Consider the following 23,953-nt stretch of genomic DNA (forward strand, 5'->3'; position numbering starts at 1 on the left):
GGTGACACCTTAGCCGGGCCTCATCCGACGCGGCGCAGGCCGCCGCCGTGACCAGCGGCGCCCCCGCGTCCGGGACCGGGTCGCGAGTGGGGCACGTCGTTGTCGAAGCCGACGACGTCGTGGGCCGATGCGACGGCGGGTTCGAGCTCGCTGCGCACCGAGCCGGCGCCACCCACTGGGCAGGTCCACGTCCCGTCGAGCTCGACGATGCGCACGCCCGGAGCCTCGAGCCAGCGCAGCAGGATCTCGGTCTCCTCGGTGAGCGCGGACGGACGCTCGGGAGTGGAGGGCGGCACAACCTCTGCCGTGGCCTGCATCGAGCGGACGTATTGCATCGGGTCGGCTCCTCGCGGGCTCACCGCGGTGGCGGCCAGGCGACCGTGGCGTATGGAGACGAGCTCCCAGCCCCCGAGGTCGCTGCGACGGGCCCCGACGATCTCGGGGGAGCGCACGAGCGGCGCGAGCCGCTGGGCACGCGCCGCACCTCGCACGAGCTGCAGGAAGCGGTCGCGCACCCGCGCCGCGTCCTCGAAGCGCTCCTGCGAGGCGAGCTCCTCGAGTCGCGCACGGAGCAGGTCTGCGCTCGGCCGGGCGTTGCCGGTGAAGATGGCGCGGCACTCGTCGACGACGACGGCGTAGTCACCCTCGGACTGCGCCCCGGTGCACGGCGCGCCGCAGCGGCCCATGTCGGCGAGCGCGCAGGCGGTGCCGCGTCCGGTGAGGCGACCGGTGCACTGGCGCAGCGGCACGACCTCGTGGACCGCGTCGATGGCCGACTGCGCGGTGACCCGGGACCGGAACGGCCCGATGTAGTGGGCGTCGTCGTCCCTCACCTGCTTGACGATCGACAGTCGGGGGAAGCGTTCCTGGGTGAGCTTGACCCACATGACCTTGCGGCCGTTCTTCGACCGCCGGTTGAAGCGGGGCTTGTGCTCGTCGATGAGCCGCAGCTCACGGACCTGCGCCTCGAGCGAGGTCTGGCACACGATCGGGTGGACCACGTGGGCGAGCCGCACCATCTCGGCCATCCGGCTGCGCTGCTCGGACGCGGTGAAGTAGCTGCGCACGCGAGTGCGGATGTCACGGCTCGTGCCGACGTAGAGAACGCGGTCGCTGCCGTCCTTGAAGAGATAGACCCCGGGAGCACTGGGCAGGGGGTCGGCGAGGAACCGCTTGCGTCGCTGCGACGGCGTGACCCGGGAGCTGTAGCTCGAGAGCTCCTCGAGGGTGTGGACTCCGAGATTGCCGACGCGCTCCATGAGGCCGTGCAGCACGTCGACGGTGGCGCGGGCATCGTGCAGCGCCCGGTGGTCGGGGGTGGTCGGTGAACCGAAGACCTGGGCGAGCGAGGACAGCCGATGGTTCGGCGACTCGTCCCGCACCACGAGCTGGCGCGCCAGCTGGAGGGTGTCCAGGACCGGGAATCCCGGCCACCTCAGACCCGTGCGTGCGGCGGCCGCCTTGAGGAACCCGATGTCGAAGCCGGCGTTGTGCGCCACGAGGACGCTGCCGGCCGCGAACTCGAGGAAGGCGGGCAGCGCGCTGTCGATGCGCGGCGCGTCGCGGACCATGGAGTCGGTGATGCCGGTGAGGACGGAGATGAACGCCGGGATGGGCTCAGCAGGGTTGACGAGGGTCTGGAACTCCCCGAGCAGCTCACCGCCGCGCACCTTGACGGCGCCGATCTCGGTGATGCCGCACTGTGCCGGGGTGCCCCCGGTCGTCTCGAGGTCCACGACGACGAACGTGACTCCGGCGAGGGGGGTGCCGAGGTCGTCGAACGTGGACTGGATGGCTTGCACGACCCTGACGGTATGCCGGTGCGCCGACAACGCCGGGGAGGCGCGGCGTCCCCCGACGCTGTCGGTGGGTGCACCTAGCGTCTTTCACGACAGATCGCATGAGAGACGAAGGGTTGGACCGAGATGATGCTCGTCGACTGCCAGACCTGCCCGGTGCGGGACGTCCACTGCGCTGACTGCATGGTGACCGCCCTGAACGAGATACCACTCCGGACGGCTGTGTCCGGACGTGACGTCGACCGGGGGGAGGCCGTGACAGCACCGCTCGACCGTGCCGAGCGACGGGCGGTGTCGGCCTTTCTCGCCGCCGGGCTCGTCTCGACAGGCACGGCCAACGCGGCCCGGGCCCAGCTCGAGCCGGCCGAGCACGCGTCGCACCACCGAGGCCGCCGGGCGGTCTGACCGGCGTCGTCATTGAAGGCCGTTCACGGGGGCCCATGACACGATGTCGCGGTGCGCAGCCCGAACCATCGTGTCTCCCGTCGGGTGACCGCTGCAGTGGTTCTCGTGACGGCGACCGCCGTGGGCCTTGGTGCCTGCACCGCTGGCGGGGCGCCCCTGGCTCCCGCCACCCTCCCTGTCGCTCCAGCTGCGTCGAGCCCGTACTCCTCCCGGCCTGCGACGACCGATGTCGACCCCGGGGTGTGGGCCGACGCCCGGGCCCGCGCGGTGACGGCGGTGCTCGAGGCCCGTGTCGCCGACCTCGGCCGCCGGGACGAGACCGGCTGGCTTGCAGCGCTCAGCGGGCCCGCGTCAGGCCGCCTGCGCACCACCCAGGCCGCTGTCTTCGAGCGCATGGGAGCGATGGGGGCCGGTGATCTGCGCCTTGTCATGGTGCGCGAGACGACCCCTCCCGTGCCCGCCCCGCGCGGCACCCAGGTCGAGTGGGATGTGAAGGCAAGCCTCACCTACAGGCTTCTCGGCTTCGACACGACTCCCCGATCCTTCGACCTCGACCTCACCTTCAAGGCTGACCCGGCGCGGCCGACCGATCTCGTCATCACCGCCTCGGCGCCGTCAGGGCGCCCGCAACCCTGGGACCTGCCTGGACTCGTCGTCCGCAGGGAAGCCACGTCGCTCGTGCTCGCGGTCGGCACCGCGGACCGTGTCGAAGAAGTGGTGCGTCGCGCGCGCACGGCCGAGTCGCGTGTCGCTGCCGTGTGGGGCGAGGCCAGACCGGCCGTCTGGGTCGCCCCCGCCACCGACGCCGACGCCGCACGACTGCTTGGTCGCTCCGCCGACGACCTTGCGGGGGTGGCGGCCGCCACGGACGGACCGCTGACCCCCGGGGAGCATGCCGGGGCGGACCGGATCGTCCTCGTTCCCGGAGCGTGGAGCTCGCTACGCCCCGACGGCCGCGACGTCGTCATGACCCACGAGCTGACCCATGTGACGGTCAGGGCTGCGACGACGCGCAGCGTCCCCGTCTGGCTGTCCGAGGGTTTCGCCGAGCTCGTCGCGTACCAGCCCATCCATCTTCCCGAGGCGACCATCGTCGCCCCGGCGCTCGACCGGGTCCGGTCGTTGGGTCTGCCGGAGACTCTGCCCGCCGACACGGACTTCGACCCCGGCACCCACGCGCTCCCGGCGGCATACGGCCTCTCACTGCTGGCGCTGCGCACCCTGGCAGACCGCTACGGGACGCCGGCCGTGGTCCGTCTCTACCGTGCGGCCGCGGGCGGGCTGGTGCTGCCGACCTCGCAGCTCGACGACCGCGAGGCCGCCGTCGACGACGCGTTGGGATCCGTCATGGGCTCCACGCGGTCGGCACTGCTGCAGGCATGGCAGGCGCGCATCCGCCGAGACCTGCTGCCCTGAGTCGTCAGGCGTAGAGCTTCTCCACCTCGTCGCCGAAGTCCTTCATGACGACGTTGCGCTTGAGCTTGAGGGACGGCGTGAGGTAGCCGTTCGCCTCGGTGAAGTCGCCGGAGAGCACGACGAACTTCCGGATGGACTCGGCCTTGGAGACCGCGTCGTTGGCCCGGTCAACGGCCTCCTGGAGCGCTTCGAGCACCTTCGGATGGGTGCGGGCCTGCTCGAGCGAGACGCCCTCGATGCCGTGGGTCTTGGCCCAGAGCGGCCACATCTCCTCGTCGAGAGTCACGAGGACGGCGACGAAGGGCTTCTGGTCGCCGACGACGATGCACTGCGAGACGAGGGGATGCGCGCGCAGGCGGTCCTCCAGCACCGCGGGGGCGACGTTCTTGCCGCCCGCCGTCACGAGGATCTCCTTCTTGCGACCGGTGATCCGCAGGTAGCCGTCGTCGTCCATCTCGCCGAGGTCGCCGGTGTGGAACCAGCCGTCGACGATGGCGTCGGCCGTCGCCGTCGGGTTGTCGTGGTAGCTGGTGAAGACGCCGACGCCCTTGAGCAGGATCTCACCGTCGTCGGCGATCCGGATGCCGGTGCCGGGCAGCGGCGGCCCGACCGTGCCGATCTTGATCTTGTCCGGGGTGTTCACGGCCACGGGAGCCGTGGTCTCCGTGAGGCCGTAGCCCTCGAGGATGACGACCCCGATGCCGCGGTAGAAGTGGCCGAGGCGCGTGCCGAGTGGCGCACCGCCCGACACGGCGTAGCGCACGTGCCCCCCCATGGCGGCGCGCAGCTTGCCGTAGACGAGACGGTCGAAGACGGCGTGCTGGATTCGGAGCCCCGGACCGGGGCCTCCCGAGTCGAGCGCCTCGCTGTAGGCGATCGCGACGGTCGCGGCGCGGAGGAAGATCTTCCCCTTGCCCTCGGCGGACGCCTTGGCCTCGGCCGAGTTGAAGATCTTCTCGAAGACGCGCGGGACGGCGAGCACGAAGGTCGGCTGGAAGCCGGCGAAGTCGTCGAGGAGGGTCTTGATGTCCGCCGAGTGGCCCATGCGTGCCTTGCCCGCGACGCAGAGCACCTCGATGAAGCGCGCGAAGACGTGGGCCAGCGGGAGGAAGAGCAGCGTCGATGCGTTGTCGGTCAGCACCACCTGGCCGAGCTTCTCGATGGCGTTCTCCGCGAGGTCGAGGAAGTTGCCGTGGGTCAGCTCGCACCCCTTGGGCCGTCCCGTCGTTCCCGAGGTGTAGATGATCGTTGCCACCGACCCCCGGTCGAGGCCGGCACGGCGGGCGGCCAGGTCGGCGTCCGGGATCTCCCTGCCCTTCTCGCGCAGCGCGTCGAGGCCACCGTCGTTGATGGTGATGACGTCGCGAAGTGACGACAGGTCGCCCCGGACCTGGTCGACGGTGGAGCGGTGGGCATCGGTCTCGACGATGACGAGGTGCGCGTCCGAGTCGGAGAGGATCCACTGCACCTGCTCGGCCGAGGAGGTCTCGTAGATCGGCACGACGACGGCGCCCGCACTCCACGCGGCGAAGTCGACGAGGGTCCACTCGTAGCGCGTGCGCGACATGAGCGCCACCCGGTCGCCGGGCGTGAGGCCCGCGGCCATGAGCCCACGGGCCACGGCCGCGACGTCGTCGGCGAACTGCGCCCACGTCACGTGCGTCCAGCCGCCGGAGGGGGTCTTGCGCGAGAACGCGGTCTCGCTCGCGTTCTCCCTGGCGTTGCGCACGGGGAGGTCCGCAAGGCTTCCCTCCGTCGTGACGGGGGCAAGTGGTGCGACGACGTTGTCCTTCACTGTCACTCCTGATCGCGGGGTGGTACCTGGGCTGCACCTTACCGAGCGGTAACCGCTCCGACCACCTCAACGTGGCGCCGGGCGTGCCCCGGGTCGGGGTGCGTCCCTGCTGCGCAAGACTGCCACCCCCTCCATCGTGGCACGCAGCCCACGCGCGACAGCAGCCGCCCAGGACAAGCAGCGTCAGCGCACACCCGACGCGATAGCCTTCGGCGCATGCCCGATCGCACCGAGTCCTCCATCGTCATCGACGCCCCTCCCGGCGAGGTCCTCGACGTCATCGCGGACTTCGAGGCCTACCCCGAGTGGGCGGGCGAGGTGAAGGAGGTCGCCGTGCTCGCCGAGGAGGGTGACGGCTGGGCCGACCAGGTCCAGTTCACGCTCGACGCCGGCGCCATCAAGGACACCTACGTCCTCGACTACGAGTGGGACGTCGTGGAGGACGGCACGGGCGTCGTCTCGTGGTCGCTCGTCTCGGCGCAGGTCCTCAAGGCGATGAACGGCTCGTACACCCTGGCGTCCGACGGCGCAGGCACGAAGGTGACCTACCGGCTCGCGGTCGACGTCAAGATCCCCATGATCGGGCTGCTCAAGCGCAAGGCGGAGAAGGTCATCGTCGACACTGCGCTCAAGGAGCTGAAGAAGCGCGTCGAGGCCTGACCGACGTGACCCTGAGCGACGGTCCTGACACGGCACCAGATCAGCCCGAGCCGGCGGCCGGGACCGGATCCGCGCGCCTCGGCAGCGTCGCCGAAGAGGCCGCGCTGCTCATCGACCTGCTCTCGCAACGCAGCCGGTCGGGCGCTTCGGACATGCCGTCGCGCGGACCCGCGGACAGCAGGTCGGACAGCAGGTCGGACAGCAGGTCGGAGGGACGACCAGGGGCGTGCACCTGCGGAGGCACCACGCCTGCCGCGTGCCGGGTGTGCCCGGTCTGCCAGCTCATCGCGTTCGTGCAGCAGGTCAACCCGGACACCATCGACAAGGTCGCCGACTTCGTCGGCTTCGCAGCCACCGCGCTCCGCGACCTGGCCACGGCGCAGCGCGAGCGACGGGCCGAGCCCGGCACCGGCGCGGACACCGGCAGCGACACCACCGACACCACCGAGACCACCGACACCAGCGACACCAGCACCGACAGGCCCCCACCCGGAGACCCCGCATGAGCAGGCGACTCGCCATCGGCATCGACATCGGCGGCACCAAGGTCGCCGGCGGCGTCGTCGACGAGACGGGCACCATCACCCACCGCACCCGTCGTGACACCCCGCACCGCTCGACGTCGCCCAGCGTCGTCGAGAACACCATCGTCGAGTCGGTGGAGGAGCTGCTGCGCCAGGTCGATCCCGACGACGTCGTCGCCGTGGGGATCGGCGCCGCCGGTTTCGTCGCGGAGGACCGCGCCACCGTCGTCTTCGCGCCGCACCTGTCCTGGCGCAACGAGCCGCTGCGCGACGCCCTGTCGCAGCGCATCGAGCTGCCGATCACCGTCGACAACGACGCCAACGCGGCGGCCTGGGCCGAGGCCTGCTTCGGCGCTGCTCGCGGCGAGTCGCACGTCGTCGTCATCACCCTCGGCACGGGCATCGGTGGCGCGCTCATCATCGATGGCGACGTCCAGCGCGGGCGGCACGGCATCGCCGGCGAGTTCGGCCACATGCAGATCATGCCCGCGGGCATCCGCTGCGAGTGCGGCAACCGCGGCTGCTGGGAGCAGTACGCCAGCGGCAATGCCCTCGTGCGCGAGGCCCGGGCGATGATCGAGGCCGGGTCGCCCGTCGTGGCCGACCTGCTGGTCCGTCTCGGCGGCGACGCCAACGCCCTGACGGGCCCGTTCATCACCGAGGCCGCCCGTGAGGGTGATCCCACGGCGCGTGAGCTGCTCGCCGACATCGGTGAGTGGCTGGGCATCGGGCTGGCGAACCTCGCCGCCGCCTTCGACCCCGGCCTCTTCGTCATCGGCGGTGGTGTCAGCGCAGCCGACGAGATGCTCATCGGCCCCGCCCGCGAGGCCTTCCGGCGCCAGCTGCCCGGCCGCGGCTACCGCCCCGAGGCGCGCATCGTGCGCGCCGTGCTCGGCAGTGACGCCGGCCTCATCGGGGCCGCCGAGCTGGCGCGCGCCGGCCGCTGAGTCGTGTGCGCGGCGCGCCCTCGGCACGTGCTGCGGGTCATGACGTACAACCTGCACGACCTGCTGGACGACCGCGCCGCAGCCGCCAGGGTGGTGCGCGCCGTGGACCCCGACGTGCTGTGCCTGCAGGAGGTGCCGCGCCGGCTCACGACCGAGTTCCGGCTGCCGCCCTTCGCCCGCGCCTGTCGCCTGCGCTGGAACCGTGGCCGTCTCGGCACCGGCGGGACGGCGGTCCTGACCGCGCCGAGAGTGGTCGTCCACGGCGTGCACCGGTGTCGCCTTCCGGTCCGCTTCCCCGATCGGACGCGGGGGTATGCCGCCGCGACCGTCTCGCTCGCGGGCGACGGCCCCGGCCTGCCTCCCGTCACCGTCGTCAGCGTGCACCTCGGACTGCGGGCGCCTGAACGGCTGCGCCACGCATCGGTGGTGCTCGAGGGTCTGGGCGACCGGGCCATCGTGGCAGGGGACCTCAACGAGGAGGCCGGGGCAGCGGCCTACGACCTCATCGCCGGCCGCCTGCCCCTGGCGTCGAACGGCGTGCCGACCTTCCCGGCTCGGCTCCCGACCGTCGCCCTGGACGCGGTATTCGCAGGACGGGGTCTCAGGCTCGCCCGGGGACCCGAGGTCCGTGTCGCCGAGGCCGACCTCAGGGCGGGATCGGACCACCGCCCGGTCTGGGTCGACCTCGACCTGACACCACGCGCCGGCTGACCCGCCCCCGGAAGACGCCGCCCTAGACCCGGGTGCCGTCGTCGAAGGGGTCGCGCTCGTTGCCGCCGCGCAGGACGAGCAGCACGAAGCCGACGACGAGCATCGTCACGGCGGTCACGACCCACCAGCCACTGCCGTCGCGGTCGAAGAAGAGGACGTAGAGCAGCAGCAGCGGGCCGCCGGCGAGGCCGCCGACGATGGCCCAGAACATCGGGTCGGTCTCGGCCGAGGGGAGGTCGATCTCCGACGGCGGGACGAAGTGGTCGTCGTCCGCCACGTCGTGGACCTCGTCGCGCGGGGGAGTGCTGCCACGCCAGGCGTGTGACGTCGTCGGCGCGATCGGCACCTCCAGCAGGCCGGACGCGCTGGACGGCCCGGCTGCCCCGGCAGCGGGGTGCTGGGGCGGCGCCGCGGGGTCGCTGCCGGTCACGCCCTCCGGGCGCTCGGGCTGCTCAAGCTCGGAATGCTCAGGGTGAGGCTGCTCGGGCTCAGGGCGCTCGAGCCCAGGGTCGAGTTCAGGTCGCTCCGACTGAGAGCCCTCTGGTTCAGCACCGGGCGACGAGGCGTCCGGACCGTGCGGCGTGACTGCCTCGTCCGGCGGCTCCTGGTTGTCCGTCCGCACCGCGCCGCCGACGCCCTGGGACTGCGGGTCGGGGGCCTCGTCGTCCCAGCCTGCGATGATGCGCGCGAACTCCGCGTCGAGGTCGCGGTCGCTCATGGCCGGGGCGTCCGGGTCCGTCGCGCGCGCAGACCGGAGCCGACTGCGGCGCCGGGAAGGACCGTCACGATGGGCTCCTCACGGGAGGCGACTGAATCCCTTGATCCTCGCATGCCCCGCTGTGCGGGCGCGAGTGTCGTAGAGTTCGAGCCGTCACAAGCGGAAGGCGGACACGGTTGTTCTACTGGTTCCTCAAGACGATCGTCATCGGGCCGATCGTCAGGCTCGTCTTCCGTCCGTGGGTGGAGGGCGAGGAGCACATCCCCGAGGAGGGGGCCGCGATCTTCGCGAGCAACCACCTGTCCTTCTCCGACTCGATCTTCCTGCCGCTCGTGGTCTCCCGACGCGTCACGTTCCTCGCCAAGAGCGACTACTTCACGGGACGTGGCATCAAGGGCCGGCTGACTGCTGCCTTCTTCCGCGGGGTCGGGCAGCTGCCCGTCGACCGGTCGGGCGGCAAGGCGAGCAATGCCGCGCTGAGCTCCGGGCTCAAGGTCCTCCGGCGCGGCGACCTGCTCGGCATCTACCCCGAGGGCACGCGCTCGCCCGACGGCCGCCTCTACCGCGGCCGCACCGGCGTCGCCCGGATGGCCCTCGAGGGCAAGGTGAAGGTCATCCCGGTCGCCATGATCGGCACCGACAAGGCCCAACCGACGGGCAAGGTCATCCCGCGGGTCATGCGGGTCGGTGTCCGGATGGGCAAGCCGCTCGACTTCTCCCGCTACGAGGGCATGGAGGACGACCGGTTCGTCCTGCGGTCGATCACCGACGAGATCATGTACGAGCTGATGCTCCTGTCGGGCCAGGAGTACGTCGACATGTACGCCACCTCGATGAAGGACCGTCTCGTCTCCGCGGCTCGGGCCAAGGCCCGCGAGCTGCAGGAGGCAGCCAAGCCCGGTAGCGCTGCACCCGAGCTCGAGGCGGCGCTCGACGCCGCCGAGGGCAGGGCCCGCTCGTCGACGGCCGCGGCCGAGGGTGACGGGTCCGTCGGCACGGAACGGACCGACGAGGACGACGACGGCGACGCGCCTGTCGTGGCGGCGTCCTGACGTCATGGCGGCCGTCCCCGCGTCGACGAACGCGGTCCTGGACGACGAGCACGTCATCGTCCGCGGACTGTGGCGTGGCATCGACGTCTTCCGCTGGCTCGCCCTCGCGTATGCCGCATGGTCGGTGTGGGAGCGCCACGGCCAGATCGCGCACCTCGCCCTGGGCGTCGCGGTCCTCGGTGTCCTGGCCGCCTGGACCCTGACGGTGACCCTCCGGCCGATGCGCACGGTCCGGGCCTACACGGTCGAGCTCGTCATCGGGTGTTCCGCGATTCTCGCCACCCGCCTCGTCGACGACCCCGGGGTCATCACGGCGGGCGCCAAGACCATTCCCTCGATCTGGCCGACGGCCGCCATTGTCGGGTTCGCGGTGCTCCGCGGCTGGCGCGGTGGAGTCGCTGCTGCGTCGATCGTCGCGGCGTGCTCCTTCGTCGAGGTGGTCGAGCCGACCCCCAACACGGTCACGAACTCGATCTTCGGGCTCCTGCTCGGTGGGTGCATCGGCCACTGCGTCGACCTCGCCCGCTCGAGCCACGCGGCGCTCGCCGAGGCAATGCGGCTCGACGCCGCTCGCGCCGAGCGTGACCGTCTGGCCCGGACCGTCCACGACGGCGTGCTGCAGACGCTCGCGTTCATCCACCGTCGGGCCAGTGACCTCGGGGGTGAGACGGCCCGGCTCGGCGCCATGGCCGGCGAGCAGGAGCGGATCCTGCGCACGCTCGTGAGCATGGCCGACCTCGAGGAGGTCGGTCGCGCCATCAGCGGCGACGCGGACCTGCGGGGACTGCTGCGCCATGTCGAGGGCGAAGGGGTGCAGCTCGTCTCGCCCGCCGACGCGGTCCTCCTGCCGCGACGGGTGGCCGACGAGGTCGTCGCCGCCGTGGAGGCGGCCCTCGACAACGTGCGCCAGCACGCCGGTGACGACGCCCGCGCCTGGGTTCTGCTCGACGACGCCGGCGACGAGGTGGCGGTGACGATTCGCGACTCCGGGCGGGGCGTGCCGGCCGGTCGCCTCGACGAGGCGGTCACCCAGGGTCGCCTCGGGGTCTCGTCGAGCATCCTCGGTCGACTCGCGGATCTCGGCGGCACGGCGACGGTCGCTTCCGGTCCCGGCGGCGGCACGACCGTGGAGCTGAGGATCCCGCATCCCCGGGTGGCGCGGCTGACCAGCCGACACCATGGTCGGCAACCGGAGGTTCGCGCCGCCAGCGATGCGGGCGTCCGGACCCAGGGACGAGGAGCATCGTGACGGAGCAGCAGGACGCCATGCCGCAGCGGGGGACCGGCGTGCCGCCCGAGCACATCCGCGTCGTCGTCGCGGACGACCACCCGATGTGGCGCGACGCCGTGGCGCGCGACCTCGCCGACGCCGGGTTCGAGGTCCTGGCGACGGCAGACGACGGCCGTTCGGCCGTGGCCCGCACCCGAGCCACTGCACCGGACGTGCTCGTCCTCGACCTCAACTTGCCGGGGCTCACCGGCGCCCAGGTGTGCGCGGCCCTCGCGGCCGCGCAGGTCCCGACGCGGATCCTCATCCTCTCGGCGAGCGGCGACCACCAGGACGTCCTCGACGCGGTCAAGGCGGGAGCCCTCGGCTACCTCGTGAAGTCGGCCGGCCGCGAGGAGTTCCTCGAAGCCGTGCGTGCGACCGCCGCCGGCGAGCCGGTCTTCGCCGCGGGTCTGGCCGGACTCGTGCTCGGCGAGTTCCGGCGCGTCAAGGCCGCCGGCGGTGGCGGCTCCGAGCGACCGGTTCCCCAGCTCACCGACCGCGAGACCGAGATCCTCAAGTACGTCGCGACAGGCATGGGCTACAAGGAGATCGCCGCGATGCTCTTCCTGTCGCACCGCACCGTGCAGAACCACGTGCAGAACATCTTCGGCAAGCTGCAGATGCACAACCGCGTGGAGCTCGTGCGTTTCGCGATGGAGCGTGGCCTCGACCTCGCGGACCCGACCTGACCCGTGACCGCGGCGGACGGCATACGTCGTCGGTGATCTCCCACGTGACCACCCAGGGAGCGGAAGGTTTCGGGATGCGGACCCGGACGGGGGCGCCCCACAGCGACGTCTACGCTGACGGGGTGAACACGAGGACCGTCTCCGCCGATGCCGGCCTCGAACCCGATGACGGGTCCGAGGCCCTCGCTGCCCTCACGGCCGCGGCCGCCGAGCTCGAGGCCCAGCAGCAGCCTGCCTGGCCCGACACGGCTGCCCTGGCCGAGGTGATCGAGACCCTCGCCTCGTATCCGCCGCTCGTCTTCGCGGGCGAGTGCGACATCCTCACCGACCGCATGGCCAAGGCCGCCGTCGGCGAGGCCTTCGTCCTCCAGGGTGGCGACTGCGCCGAGACCTTCGCGTCCGCCACCGCCGACAACATCCGCGACCGCATCAAGACGATCTTGCAGATGGCCGCGGTGCTGACCTACGGCGCGTCCGTGCCCGTCATCAAGATCGGGCGCATGGCGGGGCAGTACGCCAAGCCCCGCAGCTCGACCGTCGAGACCCGTGAGGGCGTCACGTTGCCCGCCTTCCGTGGCGACATGGTCAACGACTTCGCCTTCCACGAGACCGCCCGCATCCCCGACCCGCAGCGGCTCGTCCGCGCCTACCACGCGAGCTCGGCGACGCTGAACCTCGTGCGTGCCTTCACGACAGGTGGATTCGCCGACCTGCGGCACGTCCACGACTGGAACCGCGGCTTCGTCGCGAACTCGGCCAACCAGCGCTACGAGAAGATCGCCAAGGACATCGACAAGGCGATGCGCTTCATGTGGGCCTGTGGGGCCGACTTCGACGCCATGCGCACGGTGGAGTTCTACGCCGCGCACGAGGCGCTGCTGCTCGACTACGAGCGCCCGCTGACGCGCATCGACTCCCGTTCCGGTCGCCTCTACGACACCTCGGGCCACTTCGTGTGGGTCGGGGAGCGCACCCGCCAGCTCGACGGCGCGCACGTCGACTTCGTCTCGCGGATCAGCAACCCGATCGGTGTGAAGCTCGGCCCCAAGGCCGACATCGACGAGGTCCTGCGGCTCATCGACAAGGTCGACCCCAACCGCACACCGGGGCGCCTCACCTTCATCACGCGGATGGGGGCCGGCACGATCCGGGACGCCCTGCCGGCTCTCGTCGACAAGGTCACGTCCTCCGGTGCCACGGTCACGTGGATCTGCGACCCCATGCACGGCAACACGTTCGAGAGCCCCTCGGGCTACAAGACGCGTGACTTCGAGGACATCGTCGAGGAGGTCCGTGGCTTCTTCGAGGTGCACCAGTCACTCGGCACGATCCCCGGCGGCATCCACGTGGAGCTGACCGGCAACGACGTCACCGAGTGCCTCGGCGGCGCGGAGAAGATCATCGACTCCGACCTCGAGAAGCGCTACGAGTCGGTCTGCGACCCGCGGCTGAACCACCAGCAGTCGCTCGAGCTCGCCTTCCTCGTTGCCGAGATGCTCGGCCAGGCCTGACCGGTGGTGGCGACGAGCCCGTTCAAGGCGGACCTGCTCAGCGACACCCTGACCCGGCCGAGCGAGGCCATGCGCGAGGCGATGGCGCGGGCCGAGGTCGGTGACGACGTCTTCGGTGAGGACCCGACGCTGCGCGCCCTCGAGGAACGCGTTGCCGCGATGCTCGGACACGAAGCCGGGCTCTTCACCCCGTCCGGCTCGATGGCCAACCAGCTCGGGGTGCGGCTGCACGTGAAGCCGGGGGAGGAGCTCATCGGCGACTCCCTCGCCCATGTCGTCCGGGCCGAGCTCGGCGCGGCCGCCGTCCTCTCGGGCATCTCGTCGCGCACCTGGGTGTCCGAGCGCGGGCGGTTCCGTGCCGATGACGCCGCATCGCTCATGATCACCGGCGTCGGCCCCTACCAGGTGTGCACGTCGCTCGTGATCGTCGAGAACACCCACAACTTCGGCGGCGGCACGGTGCAGTCCCTCGAAGAGATCCGTCGGGCGCGCGAGCTGACGCGTGAGCGTGGCGTCGCGATGCACCTCGACGGTGCGCGGCTCTTCAACGCCCACGTCGCCTCGGGCGTGCCGGTCAGCGACTACGGACGGGAGTTCGACACCGTCTCGATCTGCCTCAGCAAGGGCCTCGGCGCCCCGGTGGGGAGCGTCCTCGTCGGCTCGGCCGACGCCATGGCCGAGTCGCGGATCTGGCGCAAGCGCTTCGGCGGTGGCATGCGCCAGGCCGGGATCCTTGCTGCCGCAGGTCTTTTCGCGCTCGACCACAATGTCGACCGCCTCGCCGACGACCACGCCCGTGCCCGACGGGCGGCCCAGGCGATGGCCGAGGCGGCTCCCGGCTCCGTCGACCTCGCGACGGTCGAGACCAACATCGTCATCGTCGACGTGGCCGCGGTGGGTTGGACCGCCGCAGCTTTCGTCGACGCCGCCCTCGCCGCCGGGGTGAGGACGTATGCCGTGGGGCCGGGTGCCGTGCGCCTCGTCTGGCACCTCGACGTCGACGACGCCGGCACCGACGTCGCGGTCGACGTCCTCACCGCGCTCCTGCGTTCGGCACCCGCCGCCTGAACACACGACGCCAGCTCCGCCCGGGTGGAGTTGTGGTGCGGTAGGGGGAGGTTCGGGCTGCGCTGGCTCCGCCCGGGTGGAGTTGTTGTGCGTGGGGCCGGTCAGACCTCGTGGTGGAGGACCTCGGCGGGCAGCTCGCCCGGGCGTCTGCGAGCCAGGAGCTCGACGGCAAACATCGCCGTGAGCACGAGGGCTCCACCGAGGACCATGCGCAAGGTTGCGGTCTCGTCGCCGAGCGTCACGGCGAAGGACGCGGCGAAGACCGGTTCGACCGTCATGATGATCGCGGCCCGGGTGGCCGGCATGTGCGCCTGCGCCCACGTCTGCACCCACAGGGCGAGGATGCTCGCGAAGACCACCATGTAGAGCACCGTGCCCCACTGTGCGGGGGTGCTCGGCAGGACGACACCGCCGGGGAGGGCCCCGACGATGCAGAGCACCGCGATGACGAGCATCTGCACGACGGACAGCCCGGTCGCGATCTCGGAGGCGCTGTGACGGCCCAGTCCCACGATGTGCAGCGCGTAGAGGGCGGCCGCCAGGAGGGTGATCGCCTCGCCGACACCGACCGACAGGCCGTTGAGGGACAGGAGTGCGAGACCCCCGGTCGCGAGTCCCACCGCGGCCCAGGTCGACCCAGGCACGCGCTCGCGCAGCAGCACGGCGGTGAAGACGGGTGTGAGCACGACGTAGGTTCCCGTGACGAAGCCCGACACGGAGGCTGGTGTCGTCGCGAGTCCCTGGGTCTGGAAGATCTGGGCCAGTCCGTAGAGAGCGCCGAGTCCCATACCGACGAGGACCTGCCGACGACTGAGGGCGCGAACCGGTCGCCAGAAGATCATCAGCATGACGACGGCGGAGAGGGTGAAGCGGACCGCGAGGAAGTCGACCGGTGGGACGGCCTGGACGAGGTCGCGGATGAGGAAGAACGTCGAGCCCCAGACCGCCGTCAGGGCTACGAGCAGCAGCGTGGCGAGACGCGTGCGCGCCGACGGTGTCACGAGGCGGGCTCAGACGATGGTCAGGACGATCGTGCTGCCCTTGGGCGCGGACTGGCCGCCCTTGACGCTCTGGCTCTGGACGAGGTCGAGAACGGCTCCGAGCAGCCCCGTCTCCCTCTTGACCGTGAAGCCGAGGTCGGTCAGCACCTTCTCCGCGTCTCCGGACGAGCGGGCGACGACGTTGGGCACCTGCACCATGACCGGCCCCTTGGACACGACGAGCTTCACGGCGTCGCCTCGGTGCAGCGTGCCGCTCTCGGGTGACTGCGAGACGACCTGCCCGGCGGGGACGGTGTCGCTGTTGACGTCCTGGCCGCGCTGGACCGTGAGGCCGGCCTTGGTGATGGCCGCCGACGCTGCGTCCAATGCCGTGCGGGTGACGGTGGGCACCTCGATCGGCTCTCGTCCCTTGGAGACGACCACGGACACGGCGGTGGCGCGCTTGACCGACGCGTTCGAGGGCGGGTCCTGGGAGACGACGACCCCTGCGGGTACCGTCTCGCTCCAGGCCTGCGACTGCTCCCCGAGCCGGAGCGTCAGTGGCGAGAGCGCAGACCCGAGGTCTCCGGCCTTGAGCCCGACGAGGTTGGGGACGGCATACCGTTCCTGGCCCTTGGACACCACGAGGCGCACGGTCGAGCGCTTGCCGAGCTCGCTGCCTGCGGTCGGCTCGACCCGCAGCACGACGCCCTTGGCCTTGACCTCGGAGAACTCGCCGGTGGTGTCGACCGAGAGGGAGGCCTGCCGCATCGCGCCTTCAGCCTGCGAGATCTGCTGGCCGACGACCGCCGGCACGACGGTCGAGCCGCCCGGGCCGGCCGTGAACCACCAGCCGCCGAACGCGGCGCCCGCAACGACGAGGGCCGCCGCGATCCACAGTGGCAAGCGGCGTCGAGCGCCGTGGCCGTGGTGGCGGTCGATCGGCATGGCTGCGGTGTGCTCGAGGAGTGGGCCGTCGTCATCGTCGTGGAGGGACAGACCAGCAAGTGCGGAACGACCGAGCTCGGTGGGGTGCGTGCGGTGGGTCTCCGGGCGAGCATCGGCCGCGCCGGAGCGGGATGACCGGTCGGCGGTCGACAGCCGCGTCGTCGCGGAGGTGGGCGCCAGCGCCGCGGTGCTGTCGGGGTCGGGCACCGCGGCGCCGCGGTGGTCGAGCTCGGAGGGGGACAGGCCGCGCCGGACCTCGCGCAGGGCCGTGACGAAGGCCGTCGCCGACTCGAAGCGGTCGTCGGGTTCGACGGCCGTGGCGCGTGCCACGAGGTCGTCGAGCGCAGCCGGGATCTCGGGCACGAGCGTCGACGGGGCGACCACCCCGCCGTGGACGTGGTTGTACGCGATCTGGATCGGCGTCCCGCCGGTGACGGCCTTGCGCCCGGTGAGCATCTCGAAGAGCAGCAGGCCCGCGGCATACACGTCGCTTCGCGTGTCGGCCACGCCACGCTCGACCTGCTCGGGGGAGAGGTAGGAGACGGTGCCCAGCAGGACGCCGGTCTGGCTGGTCGTGGCCTGGTTGGTGATGGCACGGGCCAGGCCGAAGTCGGCGACCTTGACCTCGCCGTCACGGCGCACGATGACGTTCTCGGGCTTGACGTCGCGGTGGATCATGCCGGCCGCGTGCGCGGCCCGCAGCGCCAGCAGGATCGGCTCGAGGATGGCGAGCGACTCTCGGGCCGTCAGCGGCGACTCCTCGTGGATGACGTCGCGCAGGGTCTTGCCCTCGATGAGCTCCATCGCCAGGAAGACCTCGCCGGCGTCCTCCCCCTGGTCGAAGACCGCCACCACGTTGGGGTGGTTGAGGCGGGCGGCGGACCGGGCCTCGGCGCGGAACCGCTCCACGAAGACGGCGTCGGTGGCCAGGCCCGGCCGCATGATCTTCAGGGCCACCTCGCGGTCCAGGCGCCCGTCGAGCGCCACGTAGACGGAGGCCATGCCTCCGTCTGCGAGGTGGGAGAGGATGCGGTACCTGCCGTCGATCACCCGACCGACGAGGGCGTCCGCCACGCTGGACGTCACGGAGGGCAGTTTACGGGCAGACGCAACTCATCCCGTGCAGGCCGGCCGCGGCGGGACGGCCAGGAGCCCGCGGTCGCGCTGCTCAGAGGCGGTCGTAGATGGCGAGCACGTTGGCCACGTAGCTCTTCGTGTCGTCGTACAGGCCCTTGGTGCGGACCGAGTAGATGCCCTGGTAGTAACCGGCGATGGCCTGCTCTCGCGAGTCGGCGCTGGCCTGGAGGGCCCGGATGATCAGGACGCCGCCGGTGATGTTGTCCTGCGTGTCGTAGCGGTCGAGCGAGCGACCCGCGAGCTCGGAGGCCCACGTCTCGGCGACGGGCATGAGCTGCATGACGCCGACGGCGTCGGTGTAGGACACGGCGCGCTGGGAGCATCCGGACTCGAGCGAGGCGATGGCGAGCGCCAGCTTGGGGTCCACGCCGTGGCGAGTCGCCGTCGCCCGGATCATGGCCGTGATGTCGCTGCGGCCGGGGACGTCCATGGCGGCGAGCTTCGCGGTGCTCTCCGCGACGGCCTGCGCCGTCTTGCTGGGGTACTGGTAGCCCGACGGGGGAGTCGGGGCCGGGGTGTTCTCGGCCGAGGACCCCGCACCCGGGACGGTGATCTTCTGCCCGACGTAGATGAAGGAGGAGCTGCCCAGCTTGTTGGCCGAGAGCAGTTTCGTCAGGGAGACCCCGTAGCGCTGCGCGAGCGCGCCCATCGTGTCACCGGCGCGCACGACGTAGGTGGCGTCCCCCGCGGACGGCTTGGCGGGACCGGGAGTCGTCGTGGACGCGGAGGACGCGGGGCCGGGGACGAGCAGCTTCTGCCCGGGCTGGATCAGGGCGCCGCCGCCGCTGAGCTGGTTCTTCTCGACGATCGCCTGGATCGTCGAACGGTGGGCGATGGCGAGGTCCCAGAGCGTGTCGCCCGGGCGGACCGTGACGGTCTCCCACGGCGTGGCGGCCACGGGAGCGACGGTGGCGTGGGCGGGCAGCGCGAGCGCGGCGACGTCGGCGAAGGGCATGAGGGGGAGTCCTTTCCTGGGGCCCGAGCTGAGTGAGAGACGTGGAGGGGCGGTCGGAAGGGTGCATTCGAGGGCGGGGATGGTCTGGTTCCACGGGAGCCGCGGGCTTGCTCTAGGGCGGAATGTGACGCTTGTGAGCCATGTGGCGTCTGTGACCATAGCGCACGGTTGTGAACTAAAGCGTAAATACACCAGTGTAATTCGTCGTCCTGGTCGTTCCCCGCCCACCTGCGTCGGCGGTTCCGGACGGGTGGATGCCCGCGGGGTGATCGAGGGAGTTCGCGAGCCGGGCGCCCACGGTGGCAGACTCTTGCACCGTGAGCGAGACCCCTGAATTGCAGCCCGTCGAGTCCTCCACCCGCGACCTCGAGTCGCTCGTCGGGGCGTGGTTGACCGTGCCCGACGCCGCTGGGCGGCTCGGCGTGCCGCTGTCCCGCGTGCGCCAGCTCATCGCGGACCGGGAGGTCCTCGCCGCACGCATCGGCGACCGCCGCGTCGTCGCCATCCCCGCCAAGTTCTTCGGCGAGACCGGCCCCCGCCCCGAGCTGCGCGGCACCTTCACCGTCCTCGCCGACGGCGGCATGAACGACGACGAGATCATCGAGTGGCTGCACACCCCGGACGAGACGCTGCCCGTCGAGGGCGCGCCCATCGACGCGATGATGGCCGGACACAAGACCGAGATCCGGCGCCGCGCGCAGGAGCTCGCCTTCTGAGACCTCCGACGACGCTGCCCCTGCCTGGGTGACCCGGGCCAGGCGACCGATGGGGTATGCCGTGTGGCGCGGTCCCAGCGGTCGTCAGGGCGAGCGCCGGATCGGGTGTCAGGACCGCCGGGCCGTCGAGACCGCGACGAGGGCCTCGAGCACGTCGAGGGCGGGCGCGTCGTAGGAGCCGGTGTGGCGGGCCCGGTCGAGGGCGCGGCACGCGTCGTCGGCTAGTGCGGTGATGAGGTCCTCGACCCGGTCGACGGCGCCGGTGTCGACGAGCACCCGCCGGATGGCCTCGACGCCCTCGAGCTCGAGGTCGTCACGGCCGAGGAGGCCCTCGACGATCTCGCGCTGGGAGTCTGACGCCGCGTCGAGGGCGTGCGCGACGAGGACCGTGCGCTTGCCCTCACGCAGGTCGTCGCCGGCCGGCTTGCCGGTGGCCTCGGGGTCGCCGAAGACCCCCAGGAGGTCGTCACGCAGCTGGAACGCCTCGCCCAGCGCCAGGCCGTAGTCGGACAGGGGTGCGAGAGCGCCGTCCGGAGCGCCGCCGACGAGCGCACCGATGAGGAGGGGGTGCTCGATGGTGTACTTCGCGCTCTTGAAACGGATCACCTGGCGGGCCGAGGCGACCCGGGCCTCGAGGTCGAGGCCGTCCCAGCCTCGAGCCGACTCGAGGAGGTCGAGGAACTGGCCGCCCATCAGCTGCGTGCGCATCGTGTCGAAGAGCTGACGTCCGCGTGCCAGCTCCTCGCCGGGCAGGCCGCACGTCGCATACATCTCGTCGCACCACGTGAGGCACAGGTCACCGGCCAGGATCGCGGTGCCCTCGCCGAACCGGTCGGCGTCACCTGCCCAGCCGCGCTGCTGGTGCAGCGAGGCGACGGCGCGGTGGGCGGACGGCATACCCCGTCTCGTGTCGCTGCGGTCCATGACGTCGTCGTGGAGCAGCGCGGCGCCCTGGAAGAACTCCATGCTCGCGGCGAGGCGGACGAGCGCGTCGGAGTCGGCTCCGCCGGCGGCGCGGTAGCCCCAGTAGAGGAACCCGGCGCGCAGGCCCTTGCCGCCGGTCAGCAGGCCGGACACGGCCGACACGAGCGGGGCCGTCTCGTCACCGATCGCGGCGAGCGACTGCGTGGCCCCGGCGATCTGCCCGTCGATCGCGTGCTGCACCCGACGGCGCAGCACGTCGAGGTCGGTGGGGGTCTGCACGGGGTCCTCCATCGAGTCGCGGAAATGGTGGTCAGCCTACGCGGCGCGCCGGTCGCACCGTGAACAGCCCACACGACCTGGACCCGCTCGGCCTAGGGTGTGCGGCATGGCACACGGCACGGCATCCTCGATGGCGCGGGCGGAGCGGTTCACGCGATCCATCCCGGCGATGATCGAGGCCGACACCCCGACGTTCAGCTTCGAGTTCTTCCCGCCCAAGGACGACGCCTCCGAGGCGCAGCTCTGGGACGCCATCCGCCGCCTCGAGAAGGTCTCGCCGAGCTTCGTCTCGATCACCTACGGCGCCGGGGGCGGCACACGCGACCGCACCGTGCGCCTCACCCAGCGCGTCCTCGAGGCGACCTCGCTGACGCCCATGGCTCACCTGACGTGTGTCGGCCACTCGGTCGCCGAGCTGCGCAGCATCGTCGGGTCGTATGCCGCCGCCGGGGTCCGCAACATCCTGGCCCTGCGCGGTGACCCCCAGGGCGGGCTCGGCCAGCCCTGGGTCGCGCATCCCGAGGGCCTCGACCACGCCGACGAGCTCGTCTCCCTCGTGCGCAGCCTCGGCGACTTCACCGTGGGCGTCGCGGCCTTCCCCGACGGCCACCCCGAGTCGGGCGACATCAGTGAGGACGCCGAGACCCTCGTCCGCAAGGAGCGCGCGGGTGCGGAGTTCGCCATCACGCAGATGGTCTTCGACGTCGACAACTACCTCCGGCTGCGGGACGAGCTCGCGCGACGCGGCTCCCGGCTCCCCGTCGTCCCGGCGATCATGCCGATCACCAACGCGCGCCAGGTGGTGCGCATGGCGCAGCTCGCGGGCCAGCCGATGCCGGCCACGGTCACCGACCGCCTCGAGCGCCACGGCGACGACGCCGCCGGCGTGCGCGCCGAGGGCATGGCCATCGCGACCGAGTCGTCACGCCGGCTGCTCGACGAGGGAGCACCCGGCATCCACTTCATCACGATGAACCGCTCGTCAGCGACGCTCGAGGTCTTCGGCAACCTCTGAGGCACCGGGCGAGCCCGGTGGTGGCCGGGGACGACCGAACGGCCGACCCCCGGAAAGGCCGGCCGTCCGGTTCGGTGGCGCCGGGTGGTCAGCTGCTGGACGGGGTGGTCGTCGCCGTGCCGCCGGGGGATGCCGGTACCTCGCCCTGGAGTCCCTGGAGTCCCTGGAGTCCCTGCTGGCCCTGGGGGCCGTCGCCGTCGTGGTCGCCGCCATGCCCGCCGGGCCCGCCCGGGCCGCCCTCCTGGACGGCCGTCACCGCGAAGGACGCGTTGACCTGCACCGTGATGTGGGTGCCGTCGGCGCGCACCATGTGCGCCTCGTAGACCCCGTCCGAGTCGGTCTCGACCCGCTCGATCGTCGCGGTCGGCTCCTTGGCCTTGGCGGCCGCCGTCACCTTGGCGGCCGTGTCGCCCGTGAGCAGCTTCTCGTCCGAGCGCATGGGCTTGCTGGGGTCGGTGTTGCCGTTGCCGGTCATGCCCGGGGTGCGTGCACCCTCGCCGGCCTGCCCGTAGGCGCCGCTCGTCGTGGTGCCGGTGCTGCCCGTCTCGTTCGCGCTGGCGAGAGCCGCCCCGCCGAGCGCGAGGGCTGACGCGGCCACGATCCCGGCGCCTGCCAGCGCGATGGTCTTGTTCTTCATCCGTTCCACTCCTTCGATGGGCTGGCCTCGTGCCAGCTGTGTCCACCGTCGGCGGCAGCGCTGTGGTCACCCCCTCGCCCGCGTGGGGACGTCCTGTGAGCCGGGCGCCGACCTGTGAACGGCACGGCCCCCGGGGCCACCGCGAAGGGGGCCGGGGTCAGGTCTGCTGGTCGAAGGGCTGCTCGAGCCGTTCGTCGGCGCGCGTCCTTCGAGAACGCAGGGCGCGCCGTTGGACCGTCGGTGCGTCGCGTCCTCGGTGCTCGGACGGCGCGGCGATCCCCACCCGCTCACCCCAGGCGTCGTAGCGACGCTTGTAGCGGCGGATGCGGGCGGCCAGCTTGTAGACGAGGAAGGCGCCGAGCAGGAGCAGGAGCAGGGCGATGGCCGCAGCCCACCACGGGTGCGCGATGGCGAGGGCCGTGACCCCGGTGACCGTGACGTCCTCGGTGGTGCTGACGAGGACGTTGCTGGCGGGCTCGGGGGAGGTGTTGACGGCGGCCCGCAGCCCGGCCTTGATGCCGTGCGAGATGAGGGCGGTGACGCCGCCAGTGGCGGCACCGACGGCCGCGTCGAGGGAGGCCGTGTCGTGGCCGATGAGGTAGCCGATCGTGGCCCCGACCGCCGGTCTGACGACCGTGTGCACCGAGTCCCAGACGGAGTCGACGTAGGGGATCTTGTCGGCGAGCATCTCGACCGCGAAGAGGATCCCCGCGCCGATGAGCACGTCGGTGCGGGCGAGGGCGTTGGGGATCTGGCTGAGACCCCAGATCTTGTCGGCGAGCCCGAGGACGAGCACGACCGCGTACGCGTTGATCCCGCTGCCCCACCCGGTGGTGAAGGCCATGGGGATGAGCTCGGCGCCCACGACACCCCTTCGGTCGTGCGCCGGTCGCTGTGCGCCGGTGCGTCTGCTGCTGGGCCGGACGGCCGAGCACAGGTCCAACGTCCCCGACGCTCCCGCATTCCCGAAGACCGCGCAACGGGACGCGCGCAGCCGGCAGGCAGCGGAAGGGGCCCGATCCATGAGCGGACAGGACCCCTGCACCTCTCCGTTCGCGGACCGGACCCGCTGGCCCCACTCTGCCGACGGCCGAGACGCGCGGACCTGAGCACAACTACTCAGATTGGTCCGGATCGTGACGGAACGGGCCCGGGTGCGGGCCTTCGCGCCAAGGTCGGCAACGGCCCGTGGACCGTCTTGACAGCCTGTCGGCGGCAGGGGTTAGGCTTCGAGTGTCGAACAAGTGTTCGAACAGCAATGATCAGTCAGGTTGTCAGTTCAGTCGTCGGTTGGTGTCGGACCGCTCGTGTGGGGCGCGGGTGGTTCGGGTCGTGATGTCGGCCTCGACGTGTCCGAGGGAGACGTGTCGTGGTGCGTAGGTTCAGTGACTCCGTGCAGGTGAGAGTGCGCGAGCGGGAGCGGTCAGGGGCGGTTCAGTCAGGGGCGGTTCGGCAGGCTCGGACTGCGGGGAGGTCCGAGTCGGTCCCGGGACCCCTCCAGGCCGGGTCCCTCGAGTCGTCGCCCGAGGCGTTCATCTGGCGCGGACGCCTCTACGTCGTGCGTGGCGTCCTGGCGCACTGGCGCGAACGACGGGCGTGGTGGCGCGACGCGCTCGAGGCCGACGAGGCGCAGGTGCGTCCCGGCGAGACGCTCGTCGCAGCAGCGAGCGAGCAGCACGTCTGGCGCGTCGAAGCGAGCCCCGGCTGGTCGTTCACGCCCGGGGTCTATGACCTCGCCCATGACGAGTCCCCGCACGGCGACCGGTGGTCGCTCGTCCGGGTTGCCGACTGACCATT

At 71.6% G+C, this 23,953-nt stretch carries 24 protein-coding genes; 14 read left to right on the plus strand and 10 right to left on the minus strand.

Annotated features, from left to right (window positions below):
* Positions 1-20: 20 nt before the first annotated feature.
* The gene (locus AC1DIW_RS10260; protein ID WP_478107936.1) at positions 21-1,832 is read right to left on the minus strand and encodes a DEDD exonuclease domain-containing protein; all 1,812 of its coding nucleotides are present in this window, start codon (positions 1,830-1,832) and stop codon (positions 21-23) included.
* Between the two features lie 150 nt (positions 1,833-1,982).
* Between AC1DIW_RS10260 and AC1DIW_RS10265 the strand changes: the two genes are divergently transcribed.
* Both AC1DIW_RS10265 and AC1DIW_RS10270 read left to right on the plus strand, forming a co-directional pair.
* A complete protein-coding gene (locus AC1DIW_RS10265; RefSeq protein ID WP_478107938.1) occupies positions 1,983-2,204 on the plus strand; it encodes a hypothetical protein in 222 nt (73 codons plus the stop codon).
* A 105-nt stretch (positions 2,205-2,309) separates the two neighbouring features.
* On the plus strand, positions 2,310-3,620 hold the full coding sequence (locus AC1DIW_RS10270) for a hypothetical protein (protein ID WP_478107939.1): 1,311 nt from the start codon (positions 2,310-2,312) through the stop codon (positions 3,618-3,620).
* Positions 3,621-3,624: 4 nt separating this feature from the next.
* Here the strand turns inward: AC1DIW_RS10270 and AC1DIW_RS10275 are convergent, their stop codons facing one another.
* Complete coding sequence (locus AC1DIW_RS10275) at positions 3,625-5,415, minus strand: AMP-dependent synthetase/ligase (RefSeq protein ID WP_478107941.1); 1,791 nt, start codon at positions 5,413-5,415, stop codon at positions 3,625-3,627.
* 216 nt (positions 5,416-5,631) lie between these two features.
* On the opposite strand from AC1DIW_RS10275, the gene AC1DIW_RS10280 reads away from it, so the two are divergent.
* Positions 5,632-6,075 carry an SRPBCC family protein gene (locus AC1DIW_RS10280; protein WP_442278278.1) on the plus strand — a complete coding sequence of 148 codons (444 nt, stop codon included), beginning with the start codon at positions 5,632-5,634 and terminating at the stop codon, positions 6,073-6,075.
* Between the two features lie 40 nt (positions 6,076-6,115).
* Here the strand turns inward: AC1DIW_RS10280 and AC1DIW_RS10285 are convergent, their stop codons facing one another.
* Entirely contained in the window at positions 6,116-6,361 is a 246-nt protein-coding gene (locus tag AC1DIW_RS10285) for a hypothetical protein (protein WP_478107944.1), read from the minus strand.
* Between the two features lie 7 nt (positions 6,362-6,368).
* On the opposite strand from AC1DIW_RS10285, the gene AC1DIW_RS10290 reads away from it, so the two are divergent.
* From AC1DIW_RS10290 to AC1DIW_RS10300, 3 genes are read left to right on the plus strand one after another with little or no spacing between them, the layout of a single operon-like run.
* Positions 6,369-6,581: a hypothetical protein gene (locus AC1DIW_RS10290; protein ID WP_478107946.1), complete on the plus strand. Its 213-nt coding sequence runs from the start codon at positions 6,369-6,371 to the stop codon at positions 6,579-6,581.
* Positions 6,578-7,546, plus strand: a complete 969-nt coding sequence (locus AC1DIW_RS10295; RefSeq protein WP_478107948.1) for an ROK family glucokinase — start codon at positions 6,578-6,580, stop codon at positions 7,544-7,546. The genes AC1DIW_RS10290 and AC1DIW_RS10295 overlap by 4 nt, the downstream gene beginning before the upstream one ends.
* Before the next feature lie 39 nt (positions 7,547-7,585).
* Entirely contained in the window at positions 7,586-8,257 is a 672-nt protein-coding gene (locus AC1DIW_RS10300; RefSeq protein WP_478107950.1) for an endonuclease/exonuclease/phosphatase family protein, read from the plus strand.
* 22 nt (positions 8,258-8,279) lie between these two features.
* On the opposite strand, the gene AC1DIW_RS10305 is transcribed toward AC1DIW_RS10300, so the two are convergent.
* On the minus strand, positions 8,280-8,975 hold the full coding sequence (locus tag AC1DIW_RS10305) for a hypothetical protein (protein ID WP_478107952.1): 696 nt from the start codon (positions 8,973-8,975) through the stop codon (positions 8,280-8,282).
* Positions 8,976-9,151: 176 nt separating this feature from the next.
* Here AC1DIW_RS10305 and AC1DIW_RS10310 point away from each other — a divergent pair, with 176 nt between their 5' ends.
* From AC1DIW_RS10310 to AC1DIW_RS10330, 5 genes are all read left to right on the plus strand, one after another.
* A complete protein-coding gene (locus tag AC1DIW_RS10310) occupies positions 9,152-10,027 on the plus strand; it encodes a lysophospholipid acyltransferase family protein (protein WP_442278272.1) in 876 nt (291 codons plus the stop codon).
* A 4-nt stretch (positions 10,028-10,031) separates the two neighbouring features.
* Positions 10,032-11,276 carry a MacS family sensor histidine kinase gene (gene macS / locus AC1DIW_RS10315; RefSeq protein ID WP_478107954.1) on the plus strand — a complete coding sequence of 415 codons (1,245 nt, stop codon included), beginning with the start codon at positions 10,032-10,034 and terminating at the stop codon, positions 11,274-11,276.
* Entirely contained in the window at positions 11,273-11,986 is a 714-nt protein-coding gene (locus AC1DIW_RS10320; protein WP_478107956.1) for a response regulator, read from the plus strand. Before macS ends, AC1DIW_RS10320 begins: the two co-directional genes overlap by 4 nt.
* Positions 11,987-12,060: 74 nt before the next feature.
* Positions 12,061-13,497 (plus strand): class II 3-deoxy-7-phosphoheptulonate synthase, encoded by a 1,437-nt coding sequence (locus tag AC1DIW_RS10325; RefSeq protein WP_478107958.1) that lies wholly within the window; start codon positions 12,061-12,063, stop codon positions 13,495-13,497.
* 3 nt (positions 13,498-13,500) lie between these two features.
* On the plus strand, positions 13,501-14,565 hold the full coding sequence (locus tag AC1DIW_RS10330) for a threonine aldolase family protein (RefSeq protein WP_478107960.1): 1,065 nt from the start codon (positions 13,501-13,503) through the stop codon (positions 14,563-14,565).
* A 101-nt stretch (positions 14,566-14,666) separates the two neighbouring features.
* On the opposite strand, the gene AC1DIW_RS10335 is transcribed toward AC1DIW_RS10330, so the two are convergent.
* From AC1DIW_RS10335 to AC1DIW_RS10345, 3 genes are all read right to left on the minus strand, one after another.
* Entirely contained in the window at positions 14,667-15,566 is a 900-nt protein-coding gene (locus tag AC1DIW_RS10335; protein ID WP_442278267.1) for a DMT family transporter, read from the minus strand.
* 9 nt (positions 15,567-15,575) lie between these two features.
* The gene (pknB, locus tag AC1DIW_RS10340; protein WP_478107962.1) at positions 15,576-17,579 is read right to left on the minus strand and encodes a Stk1 family PASTA domain-containing Ser/Thr kinase; all 2,004 of its coding nucleotides are present in this window, start codon (positions 17,577-17,579) and stop codon (positions 15,576-15,578) included.
* Between the two features lie 82 nt (positions 17,580-17,661).
* On the minus strand, positions 17,662-18,585 hold the full coding sequence (locus tag AC1DIW_RS10345) for a LysM peptidoglycan-binding domain-containing protein (protein ID WP_442278265.1): 924 nt from the start codon (positions 18,583-18,585) through the stop codon (positions 17,662-17,664).
* A 317-nt stretch (positions 18,586-18,902) separates the two neighbouring features.
* Between AC1DIW_RS10345 and AC1DIW_RS10350 the strand changes: the two genes are divergently transcribed.
* Positions 18,903-19,301: an Rv2175c family DNA-binding protein gene (locus tag AC1DIW_RS10350; RefSeq protein WP_478107964.1), complete on the plus strand. Its 399-nt coding sequence runs from the start codon at positions 18,903-18,905 to the stop codon at positions 19,299-19,301.
* Between the two features lie 108 nt (positions 19,302-19,409).
* On the opposite strand, the gene AC1DIW_RS10355 is transcribed toward AC1DIW_RS10350, so the two are convergent.
* On the minus strand, positions 19,410-20,504 hold the full coding sequence (locus tag AC1DIW_RS10355) for a polyprenyl synthetase family protein (RefSeq protein ID WP_478107966.1): 1,095 nt from the start codon (positions 20,502-20,504) through the stop codon (positions 19,410-19,412).
* 106 nt (positions 20,505-20,610) lie between these two features.
* Between AC1DIW_RS10355 and metF the strand changes: the two genes are divergently transcribed.
* Positions 20,611-21,519 carry a methylenetetrahydrofolate reductase [NAD(P)H] gene (gene metF, locus AC1DIW_RS10360; RefSeq protein ID WP_478107967.1) on the plus strand — a complete coding sequence of 303 codons (909 nt, stop codon included), beginning with the start codon at positions 20,611-20,613 and terminating at the stop codon, positions 21,517-21,519.
* Positions 21,520-21,607: 88 nt separating this feature from the next.
* On the opposite strand, the gene AC1DIW_RS10365 is transcribed toward metF, so the two are convergent.
* Positions 21,608-22,156, minus strand: coding sequence for a hypothetical protein (locus AC1DIW_RS10365; protein WP_478107969.1), 549 nt, complete (start codon positions 22,154-22,156; stop codon positions 21,608-21,610).
* Positions 22,157-22,313: 157 nt separating this feature from the next.
* A complete protein-coding gene (locus AC1DIW_RS10370; RefSeq protein ID WP_478107971.1) occupies positions 22,314-23,021 on the minus strand; it encodes a DUF4126 domain-containing protein in 708 nt (235 codons plus the stop codon).
* Positions 23,022-23,528: 507 nt separating this feature from the next.
* Here AC1DIW_RS10370 and AC1DIW_RS10375 point away from each other — a divergent pair.
* Positions 23,529-23,948, plus strand: coding sequence for a DUF6504 family protein (locus tag AC1DIW_RS10375; protein WP_478108219.1), 420 nt, complete (start codon positions 23,529-23,531; stop codon positions 23,946-23,948).
* Positions 23,949-23,953: the final 5 nt, after the last annotated feature.

Source organism: Terrabacter sp. 01T434, from assembly GCF_056398545.1.